Origin of the sequence: Streptomyces similanensis, from assembly GCF_039543625.1 — a bacterium.
In the GTDB taxonomy this organism is placed as follows: domain Bacteria; phylum Actinomycetota; class Actinomycetes; order Streptomycetales; family Streptomycetaceae; genus Streptomyces; species Streptomyces similanensis.
On the sequence record NZ_BAABKC010000013.1, the window covers coordinates 101,619 to 120,116 of the forward strand.

General features: G+C 73.1%; 20 protein-coding genes. 13 read left to right on the forward strand and 7 right to left on the reverse strand.

Annotated elements, in window-relative coordinates:
- Window positions 1-9: 9 nt before the first annotated feature.
- The 6 genes from ABEB07_RS05585 to ABEB07_RS05610 all read left to right on the forward strand — a co-directional run bounded on the left by ABEB07_RS05585 (window position 10) and on the right by ABEB07_RS05610 (window position 4,215).
- Window positions 10-474 carry a cupin domain-containing protein gene (locus ABEB07_RS05585; RefSeq protein ID WP_345667271.1) on the forward strand — a complete coding sequence of 155 codons (465 nt, stop codon included), beginning with the start codon at window positions 10-12 and terminating at the stop codon, window positions 472-474.
- A complete protein-coding gene (locus ABEB07_RS05590) occupies window positions 471-1,739 on the forward strand; it encodes a beta-ketoacyl-[acyl-carrier-protein] synthase family protein (RefSeq protein WP_176149495.1) in 1,269 nt (422 codons plus the stop codon). Before ABEB07_RS05585 ends, ABEB07_RS05590 begins: the two co-directional genes overlap by 4 nt.
- Window positions 1,736-2,986 carry a beta-ketoacyl synthase N-terminal-like domain-containing protein gene (locus ABEB07_RS05595; RefSeq protein WP_176149494.1) on the forward strand — a complete coding sequence of 417 codons (1,251 nt, stop codon included), beginning with the start codon at window positions 1,736-1,738 and terminating at the stop codon, window positions 2,984-2,986. The genes ABEB07_RS05590 and ABEB07_RS05595 overlap by 4 nt, the downstream gene beginning before the upstream one ends.
- Window positions 2,987-3,058: 72 nt before the next feature.
- Window positions 3,059-3,316, forward strand: a complete 258-nt coding sequence (locus ABEB07_RS05600; RefSeq protein ID WP_164585467.1) for an acyl carrier protein — start codon at window positions 3,059-3,061, stop codon at window positions 3,314-3,316.
- Between the two features lie 2 nt (window positions 3,317-3,318).
- The gene (locus ABEB07_RS05605; RefSeq protein ID WP_164585466.1) at window positions 3,319-3,801 is read left to right on the forward strand and encodes an SRPBCC family protein; all 483 of its coding nucleotides are present in this window, start codon (window positions 3,319-3,321) and stop codon (window positions 3,799-3,801) included.
- 81 nt (window positions 3,802-3,882) lie between these two features.
- On the forward strand, window positions 3,883-4,215 hold the full coding sequence (locus tag ABEB07_RS05610) for a TcmI family type II polyketide cyclase (RefSeq protein ID WP_164585465.1): 333 nt from the start codon (window positions 3,883-3,885) through the stop codon (window positions 4,213-4,215).
- 133 nt (window positions 4,216-4,348) lie between these two features.
- Here the strand turns inward: ABEB07_RS05610 and ABEB07_RS05615 are convergent, their stop codons facing one another.
- Window positions 4,349-5,377, reverse strand: coding sequence for a methyltransferase (locus tag ABEB07_RS05615; protein WP_176149492.1), 1,029 nt, complete (start codon window positions 5,375-5,377; stop codon window positions 4,349-4,351).
- Between the two features lie 55 nt (window positions 5,378-5,432).
- Entirely contained in the window at window positions 5,433-6,497 is a 1,065-nt protein-coding gene (locus ABEB07_RS05620; RefSeq protein ID WP_345667272.1) for a right-handed parallel beta-helix repeat-containing protein, read from the reverse strand.
- A gap of 190 nt (window positions 6,498-6,687) precedes the next feature.
- On the opposite strand from ABEB07_RS05620, the gene ABEB07_RS05625 reads away from it, so the two are divergent.
- The 3 genes from ABEB07_RS05625 to ABEB07_RS05635 all read left to right on the forward strand — a co-directional run bounded on the left by ABEB07_RS05625 (window position 6,688) and on the right by ABEB07_RS05635 (window position 9,676).
- Complete coding sequence (locus ABEB07_RS05625) at window positions 6,688-7,326, forward strand: rhomboid-like protein (RefSeq protein WP_345667273.1); 639 nt, start codon at window positions 6,688-6,690, stop codon at window positions 7,324-7,326.
- A gap of 37 nt (window positions 7,327-7,363) precedes the next feature.
- Window positions 7,364-8,785 carry an NAD(P)/FAD-dependent oxidoreductase gene (locus ABEB07_RS05630; RefSeq protein WP_345667274.1) on the forward strand — a complete coding sequence of 474 codons (1,422 nt, stop codon included), beginning with the start codon at window positions 7,364-7,366 and terminating at the stop codon, window positions 8,783-8,785.
- Between the two features lie 186 nt (window positions 8,786-8,971).
- Window positions 8,972-9,676, forward strand: a complete 705-nt coding sequence (locus ABEB07_RS05635; protein WP_345667275.1) for a pentapeptide repeat-containing protein — start codon at window positions 8,972-8,974, stop codon at window positions 9,674-9,676.
- 77 nt (window positions 9,677-9,753) lie between these two features.
- Here the strand turns inward: ABEB07_RS05635 and ABEB07_RS05640 are convergent, their stop codons facing one another.
- Window positions 9,754-10,254, reverse strand: coding sequence for a hypothetical protein (locus ABEB07_RS05640; RefSeq protein ID WP_164585460.1), 501 nt, complete (start codon window positions 10,252-10,254; stop codon window positions 9,754-9,756).
- Between the two features lie 39 nt (window positions 10,255-10,293).
- Here ABEB07_RS05640 and ABEB07_RS05645 point away from each other — a divergent pair, with 39 nt between their 5' ends.
- Window positions 10,294-11,694: a M1 family metallopeptidase gene (locus ABEB07_RS05645; protein WP_345667276.1), complete on the forward strand. Its 1,401-nt coding sequence runs from the start codon at window positions 10,294-10,296 to the stop codon at window positions 11,692-11,694.
- A 126-nt stretch (window positions 11,695-11,820) separates the two neighbouring features.
- Here ABEB07_RS05645 and ABEB07_RS05650 read toward each other — a convergent pair whose 3' ends face one another.
- Entirely contained in the window at window positions 11,821-12,396 is a 576-nt protein-coding gene (locus ABEB07_RS05650; protein WP_176149486.1) for a TerD family protein, read from the reverse strand.
- A 224-nt stretch (window positions 12,397-12,620) separates the two neighbouring features.
- Between ABEB07_RS05650 and arfB the strand changes: the two genes are divergently transcribed.
- On the forward strand, window positions 12,621-13,058 hold the full coding sequence (arfB, locus tag ABEB07_RS05655) for an alternative ribosome rescue aminoacyl-tRNA hydrolase ArfB (protein WP_164585457.1): 438 nt from the start codon (window positions 12,621-12,623) through the stop codon (window positions 13,056-13,058).
- Here the strand turns inward: arfB and ABEB07_RS05660 are convergent.
- Window positions 13,055-13,588: a GNAT family N-acetyltransferase gene (locus ABEB07_RS05660; RefSeq protein WP_345667277.1), complete on the reverse strand. Its 534-nt coding sequence runs from the start codon at window positions 13,586-13,588 to the stop codon at window positions 13,055-13,057. The two genes, arfB and ABEB07_RS05660, sit on opposite strands and share 4 nt — an antisense overlap.
- A 68-nt stretch (window positions 13,589-13,656) precedes the next feature.
- On the reverse strand, window positions 13,657-14,244 hold the full coding sequence (locus ABEB07_RS05665; protein WP_176149484.1) for a flavin reductase family protein: 588 nt from the start codon (window positions 14,242-14,244) through the stop codon (window positions 13,657-13,659).
- A gap of 451 nt (window positions 14,245-14,695) precedes the next feature.
- On the opposite strand from ABEB07_RS05665, the gene cdgB reads away from it, so the two are divergent.
- Entirely contained in the window at window positions 14,696-16,351 is a 1,656-nt protein-coding gene (gene cdgB, locus ABEB07_RS05670) for a diguanylate cyclase CdgB (RefSeq protein WP_345667278.1), read from the forward strand.
- A 119-nt stretch (window positions 16,352-16,470) separates the two neighbouring features.
- Window positions 16,471-17,439: a carbohydrate-binding protein gene (locus tag ABEB07_RS05675; RefSeq protein WP_345667279.1), complete on the forward strand. Its 969-nt coding sequence runs from the start codon at window positions 16,471-16,473 to the stop codon at window positions 17,437-17,439.
- Between the two features lie 3 nt (window positions 17,440-17,442).
- Here ABEB07_RS05675 and ABEB07_RS05680 read toward each other — a convergent pair whose 3' ends face one another.
- On the reverse strand, window positions 17,443-18,372 hold the full coding sequence (locus ABEB07_RS05680; RefSeq protein WP_345667280.1) for a 1-phosphofructokinase family hexose kinase: 930 nt from the start codon (window positions 18,370-18,372) through the stop codon (window positions 17,443-17,445).
- Window positions 18,373-18,498: the final 126 nt, after the last annotated feature.

The window sequence follows — 18,498 nt, forward strand, 5'->3', positions numbered from 1 at the left end:
GAGGAAGACGTGATCAAACCCAGGCCCAGGATCGTGGACCTCAGCGAGACCGAGCCCAACACCAAGCGCGGCGGTGATCTGCGCGCCATGCTCACCCCGGCCACGGTGGGCTCCACCAGCGGCTTCATGGGCGTGGCCCTCGTGCAGCCGGGCGACCGCATCGGCGAGCACTACCACCCCTACTCCGAGGAGTTCGTGTACGTCGTCTGCGGCGAGCTGGAGGTGGACCTGGACGGCGAGCCGCACCCGCTCAAGCCCGAGCAGGGGCTGATGATCCCCGCCTACATGCGCCACCGGTTCCGCAACGTGGGTGACACGGAGGCGCGGATCGTGTTCCACCTGGGGCCGCTGGCGCCGCGCCCGCAGCTGGGCCACGTGGACACCGAGGGCACCGAGGCGGCGTCGGTCCCGGCCGGCGCGCGGGAGGCCGAGCCGGCCGACGCGGCGGCCGAACCGGCCGAGGTGCGGTCGTGACCAGGCGGGTCGCGGTCACCGGCATAGGCATCGTGGCGCCGGGCGGCATCGGCGCCCCCGCCTTCTGGGACCTGCTGGCGCACGGGCGTACCGCGACGCGCGGCATCACGTTCTTCGACCCGTCGGGCCTCAGGTCCCAGATCGCCGCCGAGTGCGACTTCGACCCGGCGGCGGCGGGCCTGGAGGCCGAGCAGGTGGCGCGCTGCGACCGCTACATCCAGTTCGCGCTGGCGGCCGGCCAGGAGGCGGTGCGCGACTCGGGGCTCGACCTCGCCGGGGAGAACCCCTGGCGGGTCGGGGTCTCGCTGGGCACCGCGGTCGGCGGCACCACCCGGCTGGAGAGCGACTACGTGCTGGTCAGCCATGGCGGCGAGCGCTGGGACGTGGACCACGAGCGGGCCCAGCCGCACCTGGAGCGGGCGTTCACGCCGAGCACGCTGGCCTCGACGGTGGCGGAGCGGTTCGGGGCGCGCGGCCCGGTGCAGACGGTGTCCACCGGCTGCACCTCCGGGCTCGACGCGGTCGGCTACGCGCTGCACACCGTGGAGGAGGGCCGCGCCGACATCTGCATAGCCGGGGCGTCGGACTCGCCGATATCGCCGATCACGATGGCGTGCTTCGACGCGATCAAGGCGACGTCGCCGAACAACGACGACCCGGCACACGCCTCCCGCCCCTTCGACAACGACCGTGACGGCTTCGTCATGGGCGAGGGCGGCGCGGTGCTGGTGCTGGAGGAGCTGGAGCACGCCAAGGCGCGCGGCGCGCACGTGTACTGCGAGCTGAGCGGCTACGCCACCTTCGGCAACGCCTACCACATGACCGGTCTGACCAGTGAGGGCGTGGAGATGGCGCGGGCCATCGAGACCGCGCTGGACCACGCCCGGCTGGACGGCTCGGCGATCGACTACGTCAACGCGCACGGCTCGGGCACCCGGCAGAACGACCGGCACGAGACGGCCGCGGTGAAGCGGGCGCTGGGCGAGCACGCCTACGGCACGCCGATGAGCTCCATCAAGTCGATGGTGGGCCACTCGCTGGGCGCCATCGGGGCGATCGAGGTGGTGGCGTGCGTGCTGGCCCTGGCCCACCAGGTGGTCCCGCCGACCGCCAACTACGAGACCCCCGACCCCGAGTGCGACCTGGACTACGTCCCGAAGGTGGCGCGCGAGCGGAAGCTGGACGCGGTGCTCTCCGTGGGCAGCGGGTTCGGCGGTTTCCAGTCGGCGGTGATCCTGACCCGGCCGAGGGAGAGATCACGATGAGCCAACCGAGCACACGGCGGGCGGTCGTCACCGGTATCGGTGTCGTCGCCCCCAACGGAACCAGTACCGAGACGTTCTGGAAGGCCACCCAGGAGGGCGTGAGCGTCCTGGACCGGGTGACCCGCGAGGGCTGCGAGCAGCTGCCGCTGAAGGTGGCGGGCGAGGTGCGGTCCTTCGACCCGGCGGCGGCGATCGAGGAGCGCTACCTCGTCCAGACGGACCGGTACACGCACTTCGCGATGGCCGCGGCGGACGCCGCCCTGGAGGACGCGCGGCTGGGCCGGGCGGACACCGAGGGCGCGCCGTTCTCGGCGGGCGTGGTGACGGCGGCCGGCTCCGGCGGCGGCGAGTTCGGCCAGCGGGAACTGCAGAAGCTGTGGGGCAAGGGCCGCCGCTACGTCGGCCCCTGGCAGTCCATCGCGTGGTTCTACGCGGCCAGCACCGGCCAGGTCTCCATCCGGCGCGGCTTCAAGGGCCCGTGTTCCGTGGTGGCCGCCGACGAGGCGGGCGGCCTGGACGCGCTCGCGCACGCGGCGCGCGCCGTGGGGCGGGGCACGGACGTGATCGTGGCCGGTTCCACCGAGGCGCCGCTGGCCCCGTACTCGATGGTGTGCCAGCTCGGGTACGGCGAGCTGAGCCCGGTGACCGATCCGGGGCGGGCGTACCGGCCGTTCACCGGGGAGGCGTGCGGGTTCGTGCCGGCCGAGGGCGGCGCGATGCTCGTCGTGGAGGAGGCGGCGGCGGCCCGGGAGCGGGGCGTGCCGGTGCGGGCGGCCGTGGCCGGGCACGCGTCGACCTTCACCGGGGCCTCCCGCTGGGAGCTGTCCCGGCAGGGTCTCGCGGAGGCGATCCGGGGCGCGCTGGCGGAGGCGGGCTGCGCGCCGGAGGAGGTCGACGTGGTCTTCGCCGACGCCCTCGGCGTGCCCGAGGCGGACCGGGCGGAAGCGCTGGCGATCGCCGACGCGCTCGGCGCGCACGGCCGGCGGGTGCCGGTGACGGCGCCCAAGACGGGCATCGGCCGGGCGTACTGCGCGGCGCCGGTGCTGGACGCGGCGGCGGCGGTGCTGGCGATGGAGCACGGTGTGATCCCGCCCACCCCCAACGTCTTCGACATCTGCCATGACCTCGATCTGGTGACCGGCAGCGCGCGTGCCGCGCGGGTGCGCACGGCGCTGGTCCTCAGCCGGGGGCTCATGGGCTCGAACTCGGCGCTGGTGCTGCGGCACGGCACCGCCGACGCCCCCTAGGTCCTGTCGCCGACAGGGCCCGACGGGGCGGCCGGAGCAACCAGCCGGGAGCACAAAGAGAGGAACGACCGCATGAGTGACCGCATCACCGTGGAAGAACTGTCCGAACTCATGAAGAAGGCCGCGGGCATCACCGTGAGCCCGCAGGAGCTGACGGACCGGGCCGAGGTCTCGTTCGAGGAGCTCGGCATCGACTCGCTCGGCCTGCTCGGCATCGTGGGCGAGCTGGAGAACCGGCACGGCATGCCGATGCCGGCCGACGCGGAGCGCTGCAAGACGCCCCGGAAGTTCCTCGACCTCGTCAACAGCACCCTTCTGGCAGGAGCGTAGAGATGGCAGGGCACACCCAGAACGAGATCACGATCGCCGCGCCGCTGGACCTGGTCTGGGACATGACCAACGACGTGGCGAGGTGGCCGGAGCTGTTCAGCGAGTACGCCTCGGCCGAGATCCTGGAGCAGGACGGGAACAAGTGCACCTTCCGGCTGACGATGCACCCGGACGAGAACGGCACGGTGTGGAGCTGGGTGTCCGAGCGTGAGCCGGACCCGGCGACCCGTACCGTGCGGGCCCGCCGGGTGGAGACGGGGCCGTTCGCGCACATGGACATCCACTGGCGCTACGAGGAGGAGCCGGGCGGCACGCGGATGATCTGGACGCAGGACTTCGCGATGAAGCCGGAGGCGCCGGTCGACGACGACTGGATGACCGACAACATCAACAAGAACTCCAAGGTCCAGATGGCGCTGATCCGGGACAAGATCGAGCGGGCCGCCGCCGGCCGCCGTCCCGAGCCGGCCCTGACCACCGACTGAGCCGGCCCGGACGAGCACCGGAAAACACCGGAGAAGCACCGGAAGGCACCGGACGAGCACCGGAGGAGAAGGAGTAGGTCCATGCACCAGGCCCTGATCGTGGCCCGGATGGCGCCGGGGTCGGCCCCGGACATCGCCAAGATCTTCGACGAGTCGGACCGGGGGGAGCTGCCGCACCTGATCGGCGTCACCCGGCGCAGCCTCTTCCAGTTCGGCGATGTGTACATGCACCTCGTCGAGGCGGACCGGGACCCGGGCCCGGCCATCGCGAAGGTGGCGAAGCACCCGGAGTTCCAGGGCATCAGCGAGCGGCTGTCGGCGTACGTCAGCGCGTACGACCCCGAGACGTGGCGCTCGCCCAAGGACGCGATGGCGCACCGCTTCTACCTGTGGGAGCGCGACGCCCAGTCGTGAGACCACCGCCCGGCCCCGCGCGGGGGCCGCGGACACACAACCGGTCGCCGGGCCCGCAGCGTCGCGGGCCCGGCGACCGGTGTCCGGGTGTTCGGGTGTTCGGTCTACGGGGGGCTTCCGAGTGCGGGCGCCGTCAGACCGGCACGGTGCAGTCGAAGGCGTGCAGATAGGGGTTGACCGGGCTGATGTCGTCGATGACCAGGCCCGCCCCCTTCAGCCGGCTCACCATGGATTCGGTGGTGTGCTTGGCGCCGCCGACGTTGAGCAGCAGCAGCAGGTCCATCGCGGTGCTGAACCGCATCGACGGGGTGTCGTCGACCAGGTTCTCGATGACCACGACCCGGGCCTTGGGGCCGCCGGCCGCCATCACGTTGCGCAGGCAGCGGGCGGTGGACTCGTCGTCCCACTCCAGGATGTTCTTGATGATGTAGACGTCGGCCGTGACCGGGACGGCCTCGCGGCAGTCGCCGGGCACGATCGACACCCGGTCGGCGAGCGCGCCGCCCGGCCGCAGCCGCGGGTCGGCGTTGTCCACCACGCGCGGCAGGTCCAGCAGGGTGCCGTGCATGGCCGGGTACTTCTCCAGCAGGCTGGCCACCACATGGCCCTGGCCGCCGCCGATGTCGGCGACCGAGGCGGCGCCGGAGAGGTCCAGCAGGTCGGCGACGTCCTGGGCGGACTGCTTGCTGGAGGTCGTCATGGCCTTGTTGAAGACGTCCGCGGACTCCGGGGCGTCCTCGTTGAGGTAGACGAAGAACTCCTTGCCGAACAGGTCCTGGACGACGTTGTGGCCGGTGCGCACCGCCTCGTCCAGCTTCGGCCACGCCTGCCAGGTCCACGGCTCGGTGCACCACAGGGTGATGTTGCGCAGGCTGGCGGGGTCGTCCTCGCGCAGCAGCCGGGACATGTCGGTGTGCGCGAACGTGCCGTCGCTCCGCTCGGTGAAGACGCCGTAGCAGGTGAGGGCGCGCAGCAGCCGGCGCAGCGGCTTGGGCTCGGTCTTCACCGCGGCGGCGAGGTCCTCCACGGCGGCGGGCCGGTCGCCGAGCGCGTCGGCCACGCCGAGGCGGGCGGCGGCGCGCAGGGCGGCGGCGCAGGCCGCCCCGAACACGAGCTCCCTGAGCCGCATGGACGGCGGTGGTGCGGTCTGAGCGGTCGTCATGTGCCGCCTGTTCCTTCCGTGTCGGTCGGGTGCGGTGCCGTGCGCGGCCGGGGCCTCAGCACAGTCCCGCGGGCTTGGAGGCGTGGCAGGAGTTCGCCTGGAACGTGTTGCCGCGCTTGGTGCTCTCCTGGTTGACCAGGTCGGCGGGGGAGTTGCCCTGGAGGGCGTTGTCGCGGACCCGGTTGCGCTCGTTGGCGGCGCCGACGAAGCTCTTGAAGAGGACGATGCCGCCGGACAGCGGGGACTTCCCGGAGTTGCCGAGGACCGTGTTGTGGCTGACCTCGGTGGCCTCGGCGCCGGTCAGGACGATGCCGGAGCCCTGGAGGTAGGGCAGCCGGGCGGTCTTGGGGCAGTACTTGTTGTTCCGGGTGACCAGGTTGTCGCGCACGCTCAGGGCGCCCGCCCGGGGCTTGTTCTCGTCGCCGACGACGAAGACGCCGGTGCAGTTGGCGGTGACGTAGTTGCCGGCGACGGTGAGGTCGCGCAGGCGGCGGACGGTGACGCCGATCCGGTTGTCCTCCAGCCGGTTGTGGGCGATGACGGTGCCGGCGGTGTCGAGGGCGCCCTGTTCGGCGGTGATCGTGTTGGCGAGGAAGATGCCGGCGTCGCCGTTGCCGCGGGCCAGGTTGTCGCGGAACGCGCTGCGCTTGGAGCGCTCCTCGGCGATGCCCCACAGCCCGTTCTTGACGGCGGCCACGTGCCGCACGGTCAGCCCTTCGGTGCCCACCGCCATCACTCCGGCGCGGGAGTAGCCGGTGACGGTGAGGTCGGCGACGGTGACGTCCTTGAGGCGCTTGTTCTTGGTGCCCGCCACGCAGATGCCGTTGCCGCGCTTGCCGCAGTCGTTCGCGTTCGCCCCGGTGGCCGGCTTCAGGACGGTGGTCTCCGGGCCGGTGCCGCGCAGGGTGATGCCGCGGGTGGAGATCTTGACGCTCTCGCGGTAGGTGCCGGGCAGCAGCAGGACGGTGTCGCCCGGCTTCGCGGCGTTCACCGCCTTCTGGATCGACTGGCCCGCGTGCACCAGGCGCACCTTCGGCACGGAGATCGGCGGGGCGGCGGCTACGCCGGAGCCGACGAGTGCCGCGGCACTCAGGAGCAAGGCGATGTGGCGTTTCGTCATATTCTGTACGCTATGACCCGATAGTCCGCAAATGGCGGGATAGGCCGTCCGGCGGCGTGTCACGGCGGGCCGCGGCCGCCCACCGCGGGGGAGACCCGGCAGGCGGGGGAGACCCGGCAGTCGGGGGAGACCCGGCAGTCGGGGCGGCCCGGCAGGCGGGGCGGCGGACTCCGCGGGGATACTGGTGAGGGTGAGCGCGGTCATCGGGATACGGCGTGTGCCGAGGGCGGTGGCGGGATACGTCCGCAGCGCCCCGGGGACGTACATCTGGCTGGCGATCCTGTTCGTCACGACCGTCGCCCTGCACCACATGCCGCCGCAGTTCGAGACGGCCTTCCTGCGGCAGCGCTCCACCAACCTGCACGAGCTGTCCGCACACCCGGCGCGGGTGCTGTTCGCCAGCGCCATGTGGATCGCGGGCGGCCGCTGGCTGCCGTACGCGGTGCTCTTCACGGTCTTCCACGCGCAGGCCGAACGCCGGCTGGGCACACCGCGCTGGCTCGCGGTGTGCGCGGCCGCGCACGTGCTGGCCACGCTGATCAGCGAGGGCGCGCTGCTGTGGGGCATCCGGCGCGGAGTGGTCCCCGAGTCGGCCGTCAACACCCTCGACGTGGGCGTCAGTTACGCCCTGGCCGGCGTGGTCGGCGTGCTGACCTGGTGCCTGCGCGGACCCTGGCGCTACGGCTACGCCGCCGCCGTGCTCGGCTTCTTCGCGGTGCCCCTGGCCGCCGGCCGCACCTTCACCGACCTCGGCCACTTCACCGCCGCCCTGATCGGCCTCGCCTGCCGTCCGCTGGCCGCCGGTGCGGGAAAAACACGGATTCCGTAGGAGACACCGGCGGTACCGAGGCGTTAGCGTCCCGGCCATGAGCAGCTCGGCAGACAGGGCCGTGAACAGCGGCATCGTGAACGGCGGCATCTCCTACTGGTTCGCGGACGACGGACTCCCGCCGGTGCGCGAGCCGCTCACCGGGGACGCGCACGCCGACGTGGTGATCGTCGGCGGCGGCTACACGGGCCTGTGGACGGCGTACTACCTGAAGAAGACCGCGCCCTTCCTGCGGATCACCGTGCTGGAGCAGAAGTTCTGCGGCTACGGCGCCTCCGGCCGCAACGGCGGCTGGCTCTACAACGGCGTCGCCGGCCGCGACCGCTACGCCAAGCTGCACGGCCACGAGGCCGCCGTACGGCTCCAGCAGGCGATGAACGACACCGTGGACGAGGTGATCCGGGCCGCCGCCGAGGAGGGGATCGAGGCGGACGTCCACAAGGGCGGCGTGCTCGAAGTGGCCCGCACCCCCGCCCAGCTGGCCCGGCTGCGCGCCTTCCACGAGCAGGAGCTGGCCTTCGGCGAGAAGGACCGCGAGCTGTACGGGGCGCGGGCGACCGCCGAGCGGGTCCGGGTCGCGGACGCCGTCGGCTCGGCCTGGACCCCGCACGGGGCCCGGCTCAACCCGGCCAAGCTGGTCAAGGGCCTGGCGGCGGCCGTCGAGGCGCTCGGCGTGACGATCCACGAGGCGACCCCGGTCACCGAGATCCGCCCCCAACACGCCGTCACCCCCTACGGCACCGTCCGCGCCCCCTACGTGCTGCGCTGCACCGAGGGCTTCACCGCCTCGCTGAAGGGGCAGAAGCGCACCTGGCTGCCGATGAACTCCTCGATGATCGCGACCGAGCCGCTGACCGACGAGCAGTGGGCGGCGATCGGCTGGAACGGCCGCGAGACCCTGGGCGACATGGCGCACGCCTACATGTACGCCCAGCGCACCGCCGACGGCCGGATCGCGCTCGGCGGGCGCGGTGTGCCGTACCGGTTCGGCTCGCGCACCGACAACGACGGCCGCACCCAGCCCGAGACCGTGGCGGCGCTGCGCGACCTGCTGGTCGCCTTCTTCCCGGCGCTGGCCGGGGTGCGGGTCGAGCACGCCTGGTCGGGGGTGCTCGGCGTGCCGCGCGACTGGTGCGCGACGGTCACCCTGGACCGCTCGACCGGCCTCGGCTGGGCCGGCGGCTACGTCGGCTCGGGCGTCGCCACCGCCAACCTCGCCGCCCGCACCCTCACCGACCTGGTGCAGGTGGACTCCGGCCAGGGCGGTCCGACGCCGCTGACCGCCCTGCCGTGGGCCGGCCACAAGGTGCGCAGGTGGGAGCCGGAGCCGCTGCGCTGGCTCGGCGTGCAGGGCATGTACGCCACCTACCGCACCGCCGACCGGCGCGAGACGCTCACCCACAGCGCCCGCTCCTCCCGGCTGGCGCGGGTCGCCGACCGGGTGGCGGGACGCGGCTGAGGACCGGGCCGCACCGGCGCACGGCGCCCGCCGCACGGGAGGGCCCCGGTGCGCACCGGAGCCCTCCCCGCCCCTCGCGGGACTTCCGGGTTCCTCCGTCCCGGGCGTCTCACACCGCCGACTCCGCACTCCGCCCTCGGCCACGCGGTCGGCCGCGTTGTCAGTGGCGGGGTGCAGCATGGGCGCATGGTGCGGAAAGCGAACGGCCGGGCGGCCGGTGGCGGCGGTGGCGGTCGTGGCGCGGTGAAGCGGGCGCGGCGGCCCGAGGTGCGGCTGCCGGCGCTGGAGCCGTACGAGGGCGCAGGGCTGGCCCCGGACGGGGACTACGACGGGCTGGAGTTCCGGGAGACGGACCTCGCCGGGCAGGACGGGGCGGGCGCCCGCTTCCTGGACTGCGCCCTGCGGGGCTGCGCGCTGGACGACGCCTCGCTGCGCCACGCCCGCTTCCTCGACTCGGCGCTCACCGGGGTGCGCGGGGTCGGCACCGACCTCGCGGAGGCGACGCTGCGCGACGTGGAGCTGACCGACGCCCGGCTCGGCGGCACTCAGCTGCACGGCGCGGTGCTGGAACGGGTGCGGATCGGCGGCGGCAAGCTCGACTACCTGAACCTGCGCAAGGCGCGGCTGCGGGACGTCGTCTTCGAGGGGTGCGTGCTGATCGAGCCGGACTTCGCGGGCGCCCGTCTGGAGCGGGTGGAGTTCGTGGACTGCGCGCTGACCGGCGTGGAGTTCACCGGGGCCGCGCTCACGGACGTGGACCTGCGCGGGGCGGCCCCACTGGAGATCGCGGGCGGGGTGGAGCGGCTGGCGGGCGCGGTGATCAGCACGGGCCAGCTGCTGGACCTGGCCCCGGTACTGGCGGCGCGGCTGGGGATCAGGGTGGAGGACTGAGGCGGGCGGAGGGCCGAGAGCCGCGGGCCGAGGCGGTTCGGGCGCGGTCGTCGGGGGCGCCGTCGCTCCCGTGTCGGTCAGGGCAGGCGGGGGAAGCGGGCCTGGAGGGTCCAGATCGCCGGGTTCTCCGCCAGGTCCTCGTGCAGGTCGCACAGGTCGGCGATCAGATCGTGCAGGAAGTCGCGGGCCTCGCGGCGCAGCGCGGCGTGCGAGAAGCTCAGCGGCGGCTCCTCGGCCGGCATCCAGTCGGCCTCGACGTCCACCCAGCCGAAGCGGCGCTCGAAGAGCATGCGGTCGGTGGACTCGGTGAAGTCCAGCTCGGCCCGCTGCGGCCGGGCGGCGCGGGAGCCGGCCGGGTCCCGGTCCACCCGTTCCACGATGTCGCACAGCGCCCAGGCGAAGTCCAGCACCGGCACCCAGCCCCAGGCCGTGGCCAGCTCGCGGTCCGCCTTCGTGTCGGCGAGGTACACGTCGCCGCAGAACAGGTCGTGGCGCAGCGCGTGGACGTCCGCCCGGCGGTAGTCCGTCTGCGGCGGGTCGGGGAAGCGGTTGGAGAGGGCGTAGCCGATGTCGAGCACGTACGCGATGGTGTCATGGCCGCCGCATAGGATCGCACCGTGTACACACGCGCACGTGCCGCCCGGTCCGCAGCCGCCCTGGCCCTGCTCGCCGTCGCGCTGAGCGGGTGCGACGCGGGGGTGCGGGGCACGCCGGGCGGCGCGGGGCTGCGCGACCCGTACTTCCCGAAGGCCGGCAACGGCGGCTACGACGTCGCCCACTACGACCTCACCCTCGGCTACGAGCCGGCCGGCCGCCGGCTGACCGGCACCGCGGTGATCACCGCGCGCGCCACCCAGGACCTGTCCGCCTTCGACCTCGACCTCCAGGGCCTGGACGTGCGGGAGGTGACCGTCGAGGGGAAGGCCGCCCGCTACCACCGGGCCGGCCAGGAGCTGACCGTGCGGCCGCGCGACGAGCTGAGCGAGGGCGAGACGTTCACCACGACCGTCCGCTACTCGGGCACGCCCCAGGCCGTCACCGATCCCGGCGGTTCGAAGGAGGGCTGGCTGCGCACCGGCGACGGCGCGGTGGCCCTCGGCCAGCCGGTCGGCTCCATGGCCTGGTTCCCGGGCAACGACCACCCCCTGGACAAGGCGACCTACGACGTCTCCGTCACCGTGCCCGAGAAGCTGACGGCGGTCTCCAACGGCGTGCTGAGGAGCGAGACGAGGGCCGGGGGCCGCCGGACGTTCCACTGGCACACCGCCGAGCCGATGGCGACCTACCTGGCCACGGTCGCCGTCGGCGCGTTCGAGGTGCGGCGCTCCCGCCTCAAGGACGGCCTGCCGGTGTACGTCGCCGTCGATCCGGCCCTCGCCGAGGAGAGCGAGCCGGTGCTCGCGAAGCTCCCCGAGATCATGGAGTGGGCGAAGACCAACTTCGGGCCGTACCCCTTCTCCTCCACCGGCGCGATCGTCGCCCGCGTCCCCGGCGTCGACTACGCGCTGGAGACCCAGGACCGGCCGACCTTCCCCGGCGAGCCCGACACCACCACCCTCGTGCACGAGATCGCCCACCAGTGGTACGGCGACTCCGTCACCCCGAAGAGCTGGCGGGACATGTGGCTCAACGAGTCCTTCGCGACGTACGCGGAGTGGCTGTGGGCGGAGGACTACGGCGGCCGGAGCGCCGAGGAGACGTTCAAGAACGTCTACGCGGGCAAGGGCGACAACGGCACGGACGTCTGGGCCTTCCCGCCGGGCCGGCCGACCAGCGCCGCCGTGATCTCGGACGCGCCCGTGTACGACCGGGGCGCGATGGTGCTGCACCGGATCCGCCAGACGGTCGGCGACGACGCCTTCTACGACATCGTCCAGGGCTGGGCCGCCGCGCACCGGCACGGCAACGCCTCCACCGCCGACTTCACGGCCTACGTGGAGAAGAAGGCGCCCGACGAGGACTTCACCGAGATCTGGAAGGACTGGCTGTACGGCGAGGAGAAGCCGCCCCTCCCCTGAGGCCGCCCCTGCCGTGAGGCCACCCCTGCCGTGAGGCCGCCCCTTCCGTGAGCGCGGCCGGGCCCGCCTCCCGCGCGGAGTGCGACCGCGCGCGGGGGACGGGCCCGGTTCGCCGTGCGAGGACCGTCAGACGTTGACGCCGAAGTCCTGGGCGATGCCGACCAGGCCCGAGGCGTAGCCCTGGCCGACGGCGCGGAACTTCCACTCCGCGCCGTTGCGGTACAGCTCGCCGAAGACCATCGCCGTCTCGGTGGCCGCGTCCTCCGACAGGTCGTAGCGGGCGATCTCCGCGCCGCCGGCCTGGTTGACGATGCGGATGTAGGCGTTGCGGACCTGGCCGAAGTTCTGGCCGCGGTTCTCGGCGTCGTAGATGGAGACCGGGAAGACGACCTTGTCGACGTCGGCCGGGAGGCCGGCCAGGTTGACGTTGATCGCCTCGTCGTCGCCGGCGCCCTCGCCCGTGACGTTGTCACCGGTGTGGACGATGGTGTTGTCCGGCGTCTGCTTGTTGTTGAAGAAGACGAAGTGGGCGTCGGAGTACACCTTGCCCTGGGTGTTCACCGCGATCGCGGAGGCGTCCAGGTCGAAGTCCGTGCCAGTGGTGGTGCGGACGTCCCAGCCGAGGCCCACGGTGACGGCGGTCAGGCCCGGAGCTTCCTTGGTGAGCGAGACGTTGCCGCCCTTGGAGAGGCTTACAGCCATTGTTGGGAGTCCCTTCCCTCGTTGCTTGTGCGGACGAAGCTACCGCCACTCCCAAGAACGCCGAGAGGGGTCCCCATGGTTCCGGATCTCTTTACCTTTTTTACCAAGGCGGTCTCGAACACCGTTTTCCCCTGTGCGGCGGCGAACGCCGGGCGAACGGGAGCGGCGGGAGCGGCGGGGGCGGGGAAAAACCCGGGTGACGTGACCCGGACAGGGGCGGGAACATGGACCCCATGTCCGGTCCCCATGTCATCCGCGGCTCCGTCGCGCTCCCCGAGGCCGAGCTGGCCTGGCGCTTCTCGCGGTCCTCGGGGCCCGGCGGCCAGCACGTCAACACCAGCGACTCCAAGGTCGAGCTGAGCTTCGACCTGGCCCGCACCGAGGCCCTGCCCGAGGTGTGGAAGCGGCGCGCGCTGGAGCGGCTCGCCGGCCGCCTCGTGGACGGGGTGCTCACCGTCCGCGCCTCCGAGCACCGTTCCCAGTGGCGCAACCGCGAAGCCGCCGCGGTACGCCTCGCCGCCCTGCTCGCCGAGGCCACCGCACCGCCGCCCAAGCCCCGCCGGCCCACCCGCATCCCGCGCGGCATCAACGAACGGCGGCTGCGCGAGAAGAAGCAGCGCGCCCAGACCAAGCGCGGCCGCTCGGGCCAGGACTGGGGTTAGCGCCTCCGGTCCGGTCCCAGCGAGTGACCCTGGGCCCCGAGGTCGAGCACGCCCACCGTCTGGTCGCCGCTCCGCTCGCCGGTGGGACGGAAACCGAGCCCGAGGTAGAAGCCCTCCGGGCCGTCGGGGCCGGGATGCCAGGTGACGTACAGCCGGGCGCCGCCGCGGCGGCGGATCTCGGCGGCGACGGACTCGACCGCGAACCGGCCGTAGCCGCGGCCCTGCTCGCCGGCGGCGATGTTCAGCCGCCACAGACCGGAGCGCGGCGCGCTGCCGTCGCCGTACCAGTCGATGTCGAGGAACGCCATGAGGAAGCCGACGGGACGCCCGTCGTCGACGATCAGGCGCGGCCAGGCGACGCCCGGGTGGACGTACGCCTCGGCGAGGGACTTCACGACCGGCGCGACCGCCCGTTCCTGGTCCGGCCGGACCCGGATCCCGAGCGCGGCGTCCAGGTTGGCGCCGGTGATCTCCTCCAGGCGGGGCGCGGCGGCCCCGGCGGGGCGGTGGGCGGCGGCGATGGTCGTCATGCGCGCACGATAGACGGCGCCGGGCTCGGCACGCCCGCGGACATCCCGGCCCGTCCCGCGCGGCCGCCTCAGCCCAGGTGCCGGTAGCGCCCCTTGAAGTACGTGAGCGGGCCGCCCTCCGGGCCCGGCAGGCGGGCCGTCAGGACGCGGCCGATGACCAGGGTGTGGTCGCCGGCCGTCACCCGCTGCTCGGTGCGCAGCTCCAGGGTGGCCAGCGCGCCGTCCACCAGCGGGGCGCCGGAGACCTCGCCGCGGACGTGCGGGAGGTCGGCGAAGAGCAGGCGGTCGCTGATCCGGCCCTTCATGGCGAACCGGCCGGCGATGTGCCGCTGGCTCTCGCTCAGGACCGACACCGCCCACAGCGGCTGCTCGGCGAGCAGGTCGTCCATGCGCGAGCCCTCGCGCACGCTGACCAGCGCCAGCGGCGGGTCGAGCGACACCGACAGGAAGGCCGTGGCCGTCATGCCCACGTCCTCGCCGCCGGGCGCCGCGGGGTCGTCCGGGTCGAGCGGCGGCTCCTGCGCGGTCACCAGCACCACGCCCGCGGCCAGCCGGGACATCGCGGCGCGGAACTCGTCGTCAGTCACCCCCTCAGCATGCCCAAGGGCTGCCGCGGCGGCGGGTGAGGAGGACGGTACGGGTGAAGTGTTCAGCACAAACGCAACGCTAATGACCGGCCCGCGGTCCGCGCATCGGCCCCGGGCCCGAACCCGGACCTAGGACCAGCGGACCAGACGGGACCGAGCGGGACCGGGCGGGACCGGCCTGGACCGGGCGGAACCGGGCGGAACCAGACGGAACCGGGCGGGACCGGGCGGCGAACGGTGACGCCGCGGGGCGGAACCTGTGATTCCAGCCCGCCCGGAGGACCCCTCGTGCATCATGGGCACACACCCACAAAGATTGCGTTCAGTTGACGCACGGGGAAAATGCAGAAACTCTACTCAATTGTTCACGTTCAGCTGTGACTTGAGTCACAAGGGACCTGAATTGTTGACCCTGTGTACCGAGTGGGCTTCGCGCTGTGATTCAGTGGCGGAGACCGCACGGAACGATACGCCGAAGAGAACCCTTTGATGCGCTGCGAGTCTCGGGGGGAGGGCGAGCATGGAGACCGAGTCGGAGCCGTACGTCCGTCTTGCGACCCTGCGACAACTGCACCAGGTCATGGCGGACATGAACACCGCGCGCAGTCTGGCGGACACCCTGCAGACCGTCGCCGACGGCGTCGTGACCGGTCTCGGCTACGAGCTGGCCTGCGTCAACCTCGTCCGCGGCGACGGCGACCTCGTGGTCGCGGCCTTCTCCGGGAACCCCGCCGCCGAAGCCCTGATCACCGGCCGGGTCGGCTCCCGCGACTCCTGGGACCGCCGGCTGGCCATGGGCGAGAACTGGGGCGACCTGGTCTTCATACCCCACACCGAGGGCTGGGTCCTGGACGACGACGACGTCCCCCAGTGGTACACCGACGGGCCCGCCCCCCGCTTCGAGGACGAGTGGCACCCCTCCGACCGCCTCTTCGCCCCCATGTACGCGCCCGGCGGCTCCTCGGCCGAACTGCTCGGCGTCCTGTCCGTCGACCGCCCCCGCAACGGCCGCCGCCCCGGCGCCTGGGGCCGCGAAGCCCTCCAGGTCTACGCCTTCCAGGCGGCCATCGCGATCAGCAACGCCCGGCTGCGCGCCAACATGCAGCGCGCCCTGGTCCGCCTGGAGCGCGAGCAGCAGGCCCTGCGCGCCAGCGAGGAGAGCTTCCGCCAGGCCTTCGAGTACGCGCCCTCCGGCATGGCCATCGCCGAGATGGGCGGCGACCAGCACGGCCGCATCCTGCGCACCAACGACGCCCTGTGCCGCCTGCTGGGCCGCCCCGCCTCCGCGATGCGCCGCTACTCCTTCTCCGACCTCGTCCACCCCGAGGACATAGGCACCTTGCTGCGCACCTCCGCCGAGGGCGGCCGGGCCGAACTGCGCCTGGCCCGCCGCGACGGCGGCTACGTCTGGGTCTCGCTGCGCAACTCGGTCGTCGCCGACGCCGCCGACGGGCCCCGGTTCCTGCTCACCCACGTCGAGGACATCGAGGAGCGCAAGCGCCGCGAGCTGCACCTCGCCCACCGCGCCTCCCACGACTCCCTCACCGGCCTGCCGAACTCCGCCGAACTGCGCGCGCGCCTGGCCGCCCGCCTGTGCCGGCGCCCGCAGTCCGCCTATCCCGGCGAGCCGGACTCGCTGGACGCGGCCTACGGCCACCCCGCCTACGACGCCGCCGACGCCGCCCACGGCTTCGACTTCGCCTCCGTCCCGCAGTCCTACGACGCCTACGACCACCATGTGCACACCATCGCCCCCGAGGGCGACCGGGACGACGGCGCCAAGGGACTGGCCGTCCTCTTCTGCGACCTGGACGGCTTCAAGTCGATCAACGACCGGTTCGGGCACAACGCGGGTGACGCCGTCCTCATCGAGGTGGCCCGCCGGCTGAGCGACTGCGTGCGCGACGGCGACACCGTGGCCCGGCTCGGCGGCGACGAGTTCGTGATCCTCGCCGACGGCCTCGGCCGCGCCGACGCCCAGGACCTCGCCGTGCGCCTGCGCAACGAGATCATCCAGCCGATCCGCGCCGAGGGCCGCGCCGTCCGCGTCGGCGCCAGCTTCGGCATCGGCTGGGCGCATTGCGGGATGACGGCGGACGAAGTGCTGAAGTCCGCCGACGAACGGATGTACGTCGAGAAACGATCTCGTCCCAAACAACACCGCCGGGCCGGCTGAGCCGCAGGTCAGCGCGTTGGTGCGGTCCGAGTCACCCGCTCGGGTCCGGGAGAGCGGGTAGGCTCGTCCAATCTGACGACGTACTGCATCCGACCCGCACTGTTGAGGAGCACCAAGGGATGACGCCCGGCAACAACGGCGCGAGCACGCCCGAGGACGACGACCCGTTCGGCTACCTGTACGCCGACGGACAGGCCAACGGCGCCCAGCCGCCGTCCGGCGGCTACGGCTACCCGGGCTCGGTCAACCGGGTCCGCACGGTCGGCCAGCGGCAGTACGGCCAGCAGGGTCAGCAGGCCGCCACCGCGCCGTACGGACAGGTCCCGCAGCAGCCGCAGCAGCAGGGCGGGTACGGCCAGCCGAACGCCCACTACGCCGCCCCCGAGACCCTCCCGGGCGGCGCGCAGCCGCCCCGCCGGCAGCAGGGCCGGGGCAACGGCGGCGGCCAGGGCCGCCGGGGTCCCAACACCAAGGGCCTGTTGATCGGCGCGGTCGCGGTGGTCGCCGCGGTCGTCATCGGCATCGGCGTGACGATGATGGGCGACGACAAGAACGACGACAAGGCCGGCGACAAGGGCGGCGGCACCGCCCCCACCGCCAGCCAGAGCGCCAGCGCCAGTCCTTCGGCGAGCAGCAGCGTCGCCGCGGACGGCGAGCTCCCGAAGATCGACGCGAAGGCGTTGCTCCTGGGCGGCACCGCCGCCACTGCCTCGTCCGTCAAGGGTGCTCAGGCGGGCGGCGGCGTCTACGTCGGCAACTTCAACAGCGTCGGCGCCTCGGTCACCTGGACCGTCAACGGCATTCCGGAGGACGGCAAGTTCACCGTCTTCCTCGGCTACGGCGTCCCGGGCAAGGACGGCACGGCCACTCTCACGATCAACGGCACGCCGTCCAGCACGCCCGTCAAGCTGAAGAACTGGGCGAACGCCCCCGAGGGCGACTACGAGAAGGGCTGGACGAAGACCTACAACTGGGTCCAGCTCACCAAGGGCACGAATACCATCAAGATCTCGTGCGAGCAGGGCAACCAGTGCGACGCCAACCTGGACCAGCTGTGGCTGGCCAAGGGGTGGGTCAAGTCCAGCTGACCCTCACGCCGCGCTGACCTCCCCCGTCACCGCCACCCGGCCGAGGAGTCTCTCGTAGGCCGGGAGGTCGAACTCGCCCGCCGTCGGGGACAGGACCGTGGCCGTGGCGAGGGCGATCGCGCGGGCCAGGCGGTCGGGCCAGGGCAGGTTCTCCACCAGACCGGACAGCAGGCCCGCGACCATCGAGTCGCCGGCGCCGGTCGGATTGCCCTGGACGCGGGCCGGCGGGGCCGCCCGCCACAGGCCCTCCGGGGTGTGCGCCAGCAGACCTTCCGCGCCCAGCGAGGCCACCACCGTGCGCGCGCCGCGCCTGCGGGCGTCCTGGGTGGCGCGCAGCGGGTCGTGGAAACCGGTCAGCTCGGCGAGTTCGTCGGCGTTGGGCTTGACGACGTCGGGGCGGCCCGCGATCCCGCGGCGCAGCGCCTCGCCGCTGGTGTCCAGCAGCACCGGCACGTTCGCGGCGCGCGCGGTGCGCACCAGGCCGGCGTACGCGCCCACCGGCAGGCCGGGCGGCAGGCTGCCGCACAGGGCGACCGCCGACGCCGCGCCGAGCAGGTCCTCGTAGGCGTCCTGGAAGGCGGACCACTCGGCGGCGGTGACGAGCGGGCCGGGCTCGTTGAGCTGGGTGGTGTCGCCGGAGCGCTCGTCGACGATCGCGACGGTGCGGCGGGTCGGGCCGGCCACCGGGACCAGCGCGTCCGTGATCCGGGGCAGGGCGGCGAGCCGGTCGCGCAGCTCGCCTCCGGTGGCGCCGCCGGCGAAGCCGGTGACGGTGACCTCGTGGCCGAGGGCGGCGAGCACCCGGGCGACGTTGACGCCCTTGCCGCCGGGCCGCTCGGTCACCTCCCGCACCCGGTGCGAGGCGTGCGGCCGCAGTGACGGCACCCGATAGGTGATGTCGACGGCGGTGTTCAGCGTGACCGTGAGGATCACGTGGGCCGACCTCCCCCGAGTAATGCGCCCGGCGCGCCTGCTGTCCCGATGCCCCGGACGGGTCCGGGCGCGGCGCCCTGGACCTCTCCGGGCCTCGATCATGCCAAACGCGCGGGCCGCCGCCCA

What these genes read in the sequence shown, in the direction of transcription:
- ABEB07_RS05610 (WP_164585465.1), top strand. Translation starts at nt 3,883, where the DNA reads ATGCACCAGGCCCTGATCGTGGCCCGGATGGCGCCGGGGTCGGCCCCG.
- ABEB07_RS05635 (WP_345667275.1), top strand. Translation starts at nt 8,972, where the DNA reads ATGGTGCGGAAAGCGAACGGCCGGGCGGCCGGTGGCGGCGGTGGCGGT.
- arfB (WP_164585457.1), top strand. Translation starts at nt 12,621, where the DNA reads ATGGACCCCATGTCCGGTCCCCATGTCATCCGCGGCTCCGTCGCGCTC.
- ABEB07_RS05650 (WP_176149486.1), bottom strand. Translation starts at nt 12,396, where the DNA reads ATGGCTGTAAGCCTCTCCAAGGGCGGCAACGTCTCGCTCACCAAGGAA.
- ABEB07_RS05630 (WP_345667274.1), top strand. Translation starts at nt 7,364, where the DNA reads ATGAGCAGCTCGGCAGACAGGGCCGTGAACAGCGGCATCGTGAACGGC.
- ABEB07_RS05660 (WP_345667277.1), bottom strand. Translation starts at nt 13,588, where the DNA reads ATGACGACCATCGCCGCCGCCCACCGCCCCGCCGGGGCCGCCGCGCCC.
- ABEB07_RS05605 (WP_164585466.1), top strand. Translation starts at nt 3,319, where the DNA reads ATGGCAGGGCACACCCAGAACGAGATCACGATCGCCGCGCCGCTGGAC.
- ABEB07_RS05620 (WP_345667272.1), bottom strand. Translation starts at nt 6,497, where the DNA reads ATGACGAAACGCCACATCGCCTTGCTCCTGAGTGCCGCGGCACTCGTC.
- ABEB07_RS05600 (WP_164585467.1), top strand. Translation starts at nt 3,059, where the DNA reads ATGAGTGACCGCATCACCGTGGAAGAACTGTCCGAACTCATGAAGAAG.
- ABEB07_RS05675 (WP_345667279.1), top strand. Translation starts at nt 16,471, where the DNA reads ATGACGCCCGGCAACAACGGCGCGAGCACGCCCGAGGACGACGACCCG.
- cdgB (WP_345667278.1), top strand. Translation starts at nt 14,696, where the DNA reads ATGGAGACCGAGTCGGAGCCGTACGTCCGTCTTGCGACCCTGCGACAA.
- ABEB07_RS05595 (WP_176149494.1), top strand. Translation starts at nt 1,736, where the DNA reads ATGAGCCAACCGAGCACACGGCGGGCGGTCGTCACCGGTATCGGTGTC.
- ABEB07_RS05615 (WP_176149492.1), bottom strand. Translation starts at nt 5,377, where the DNA reads ATGACGACCGCTCAGACCGCACCACCGCCGTCCATGCGGCTCAGGGAG.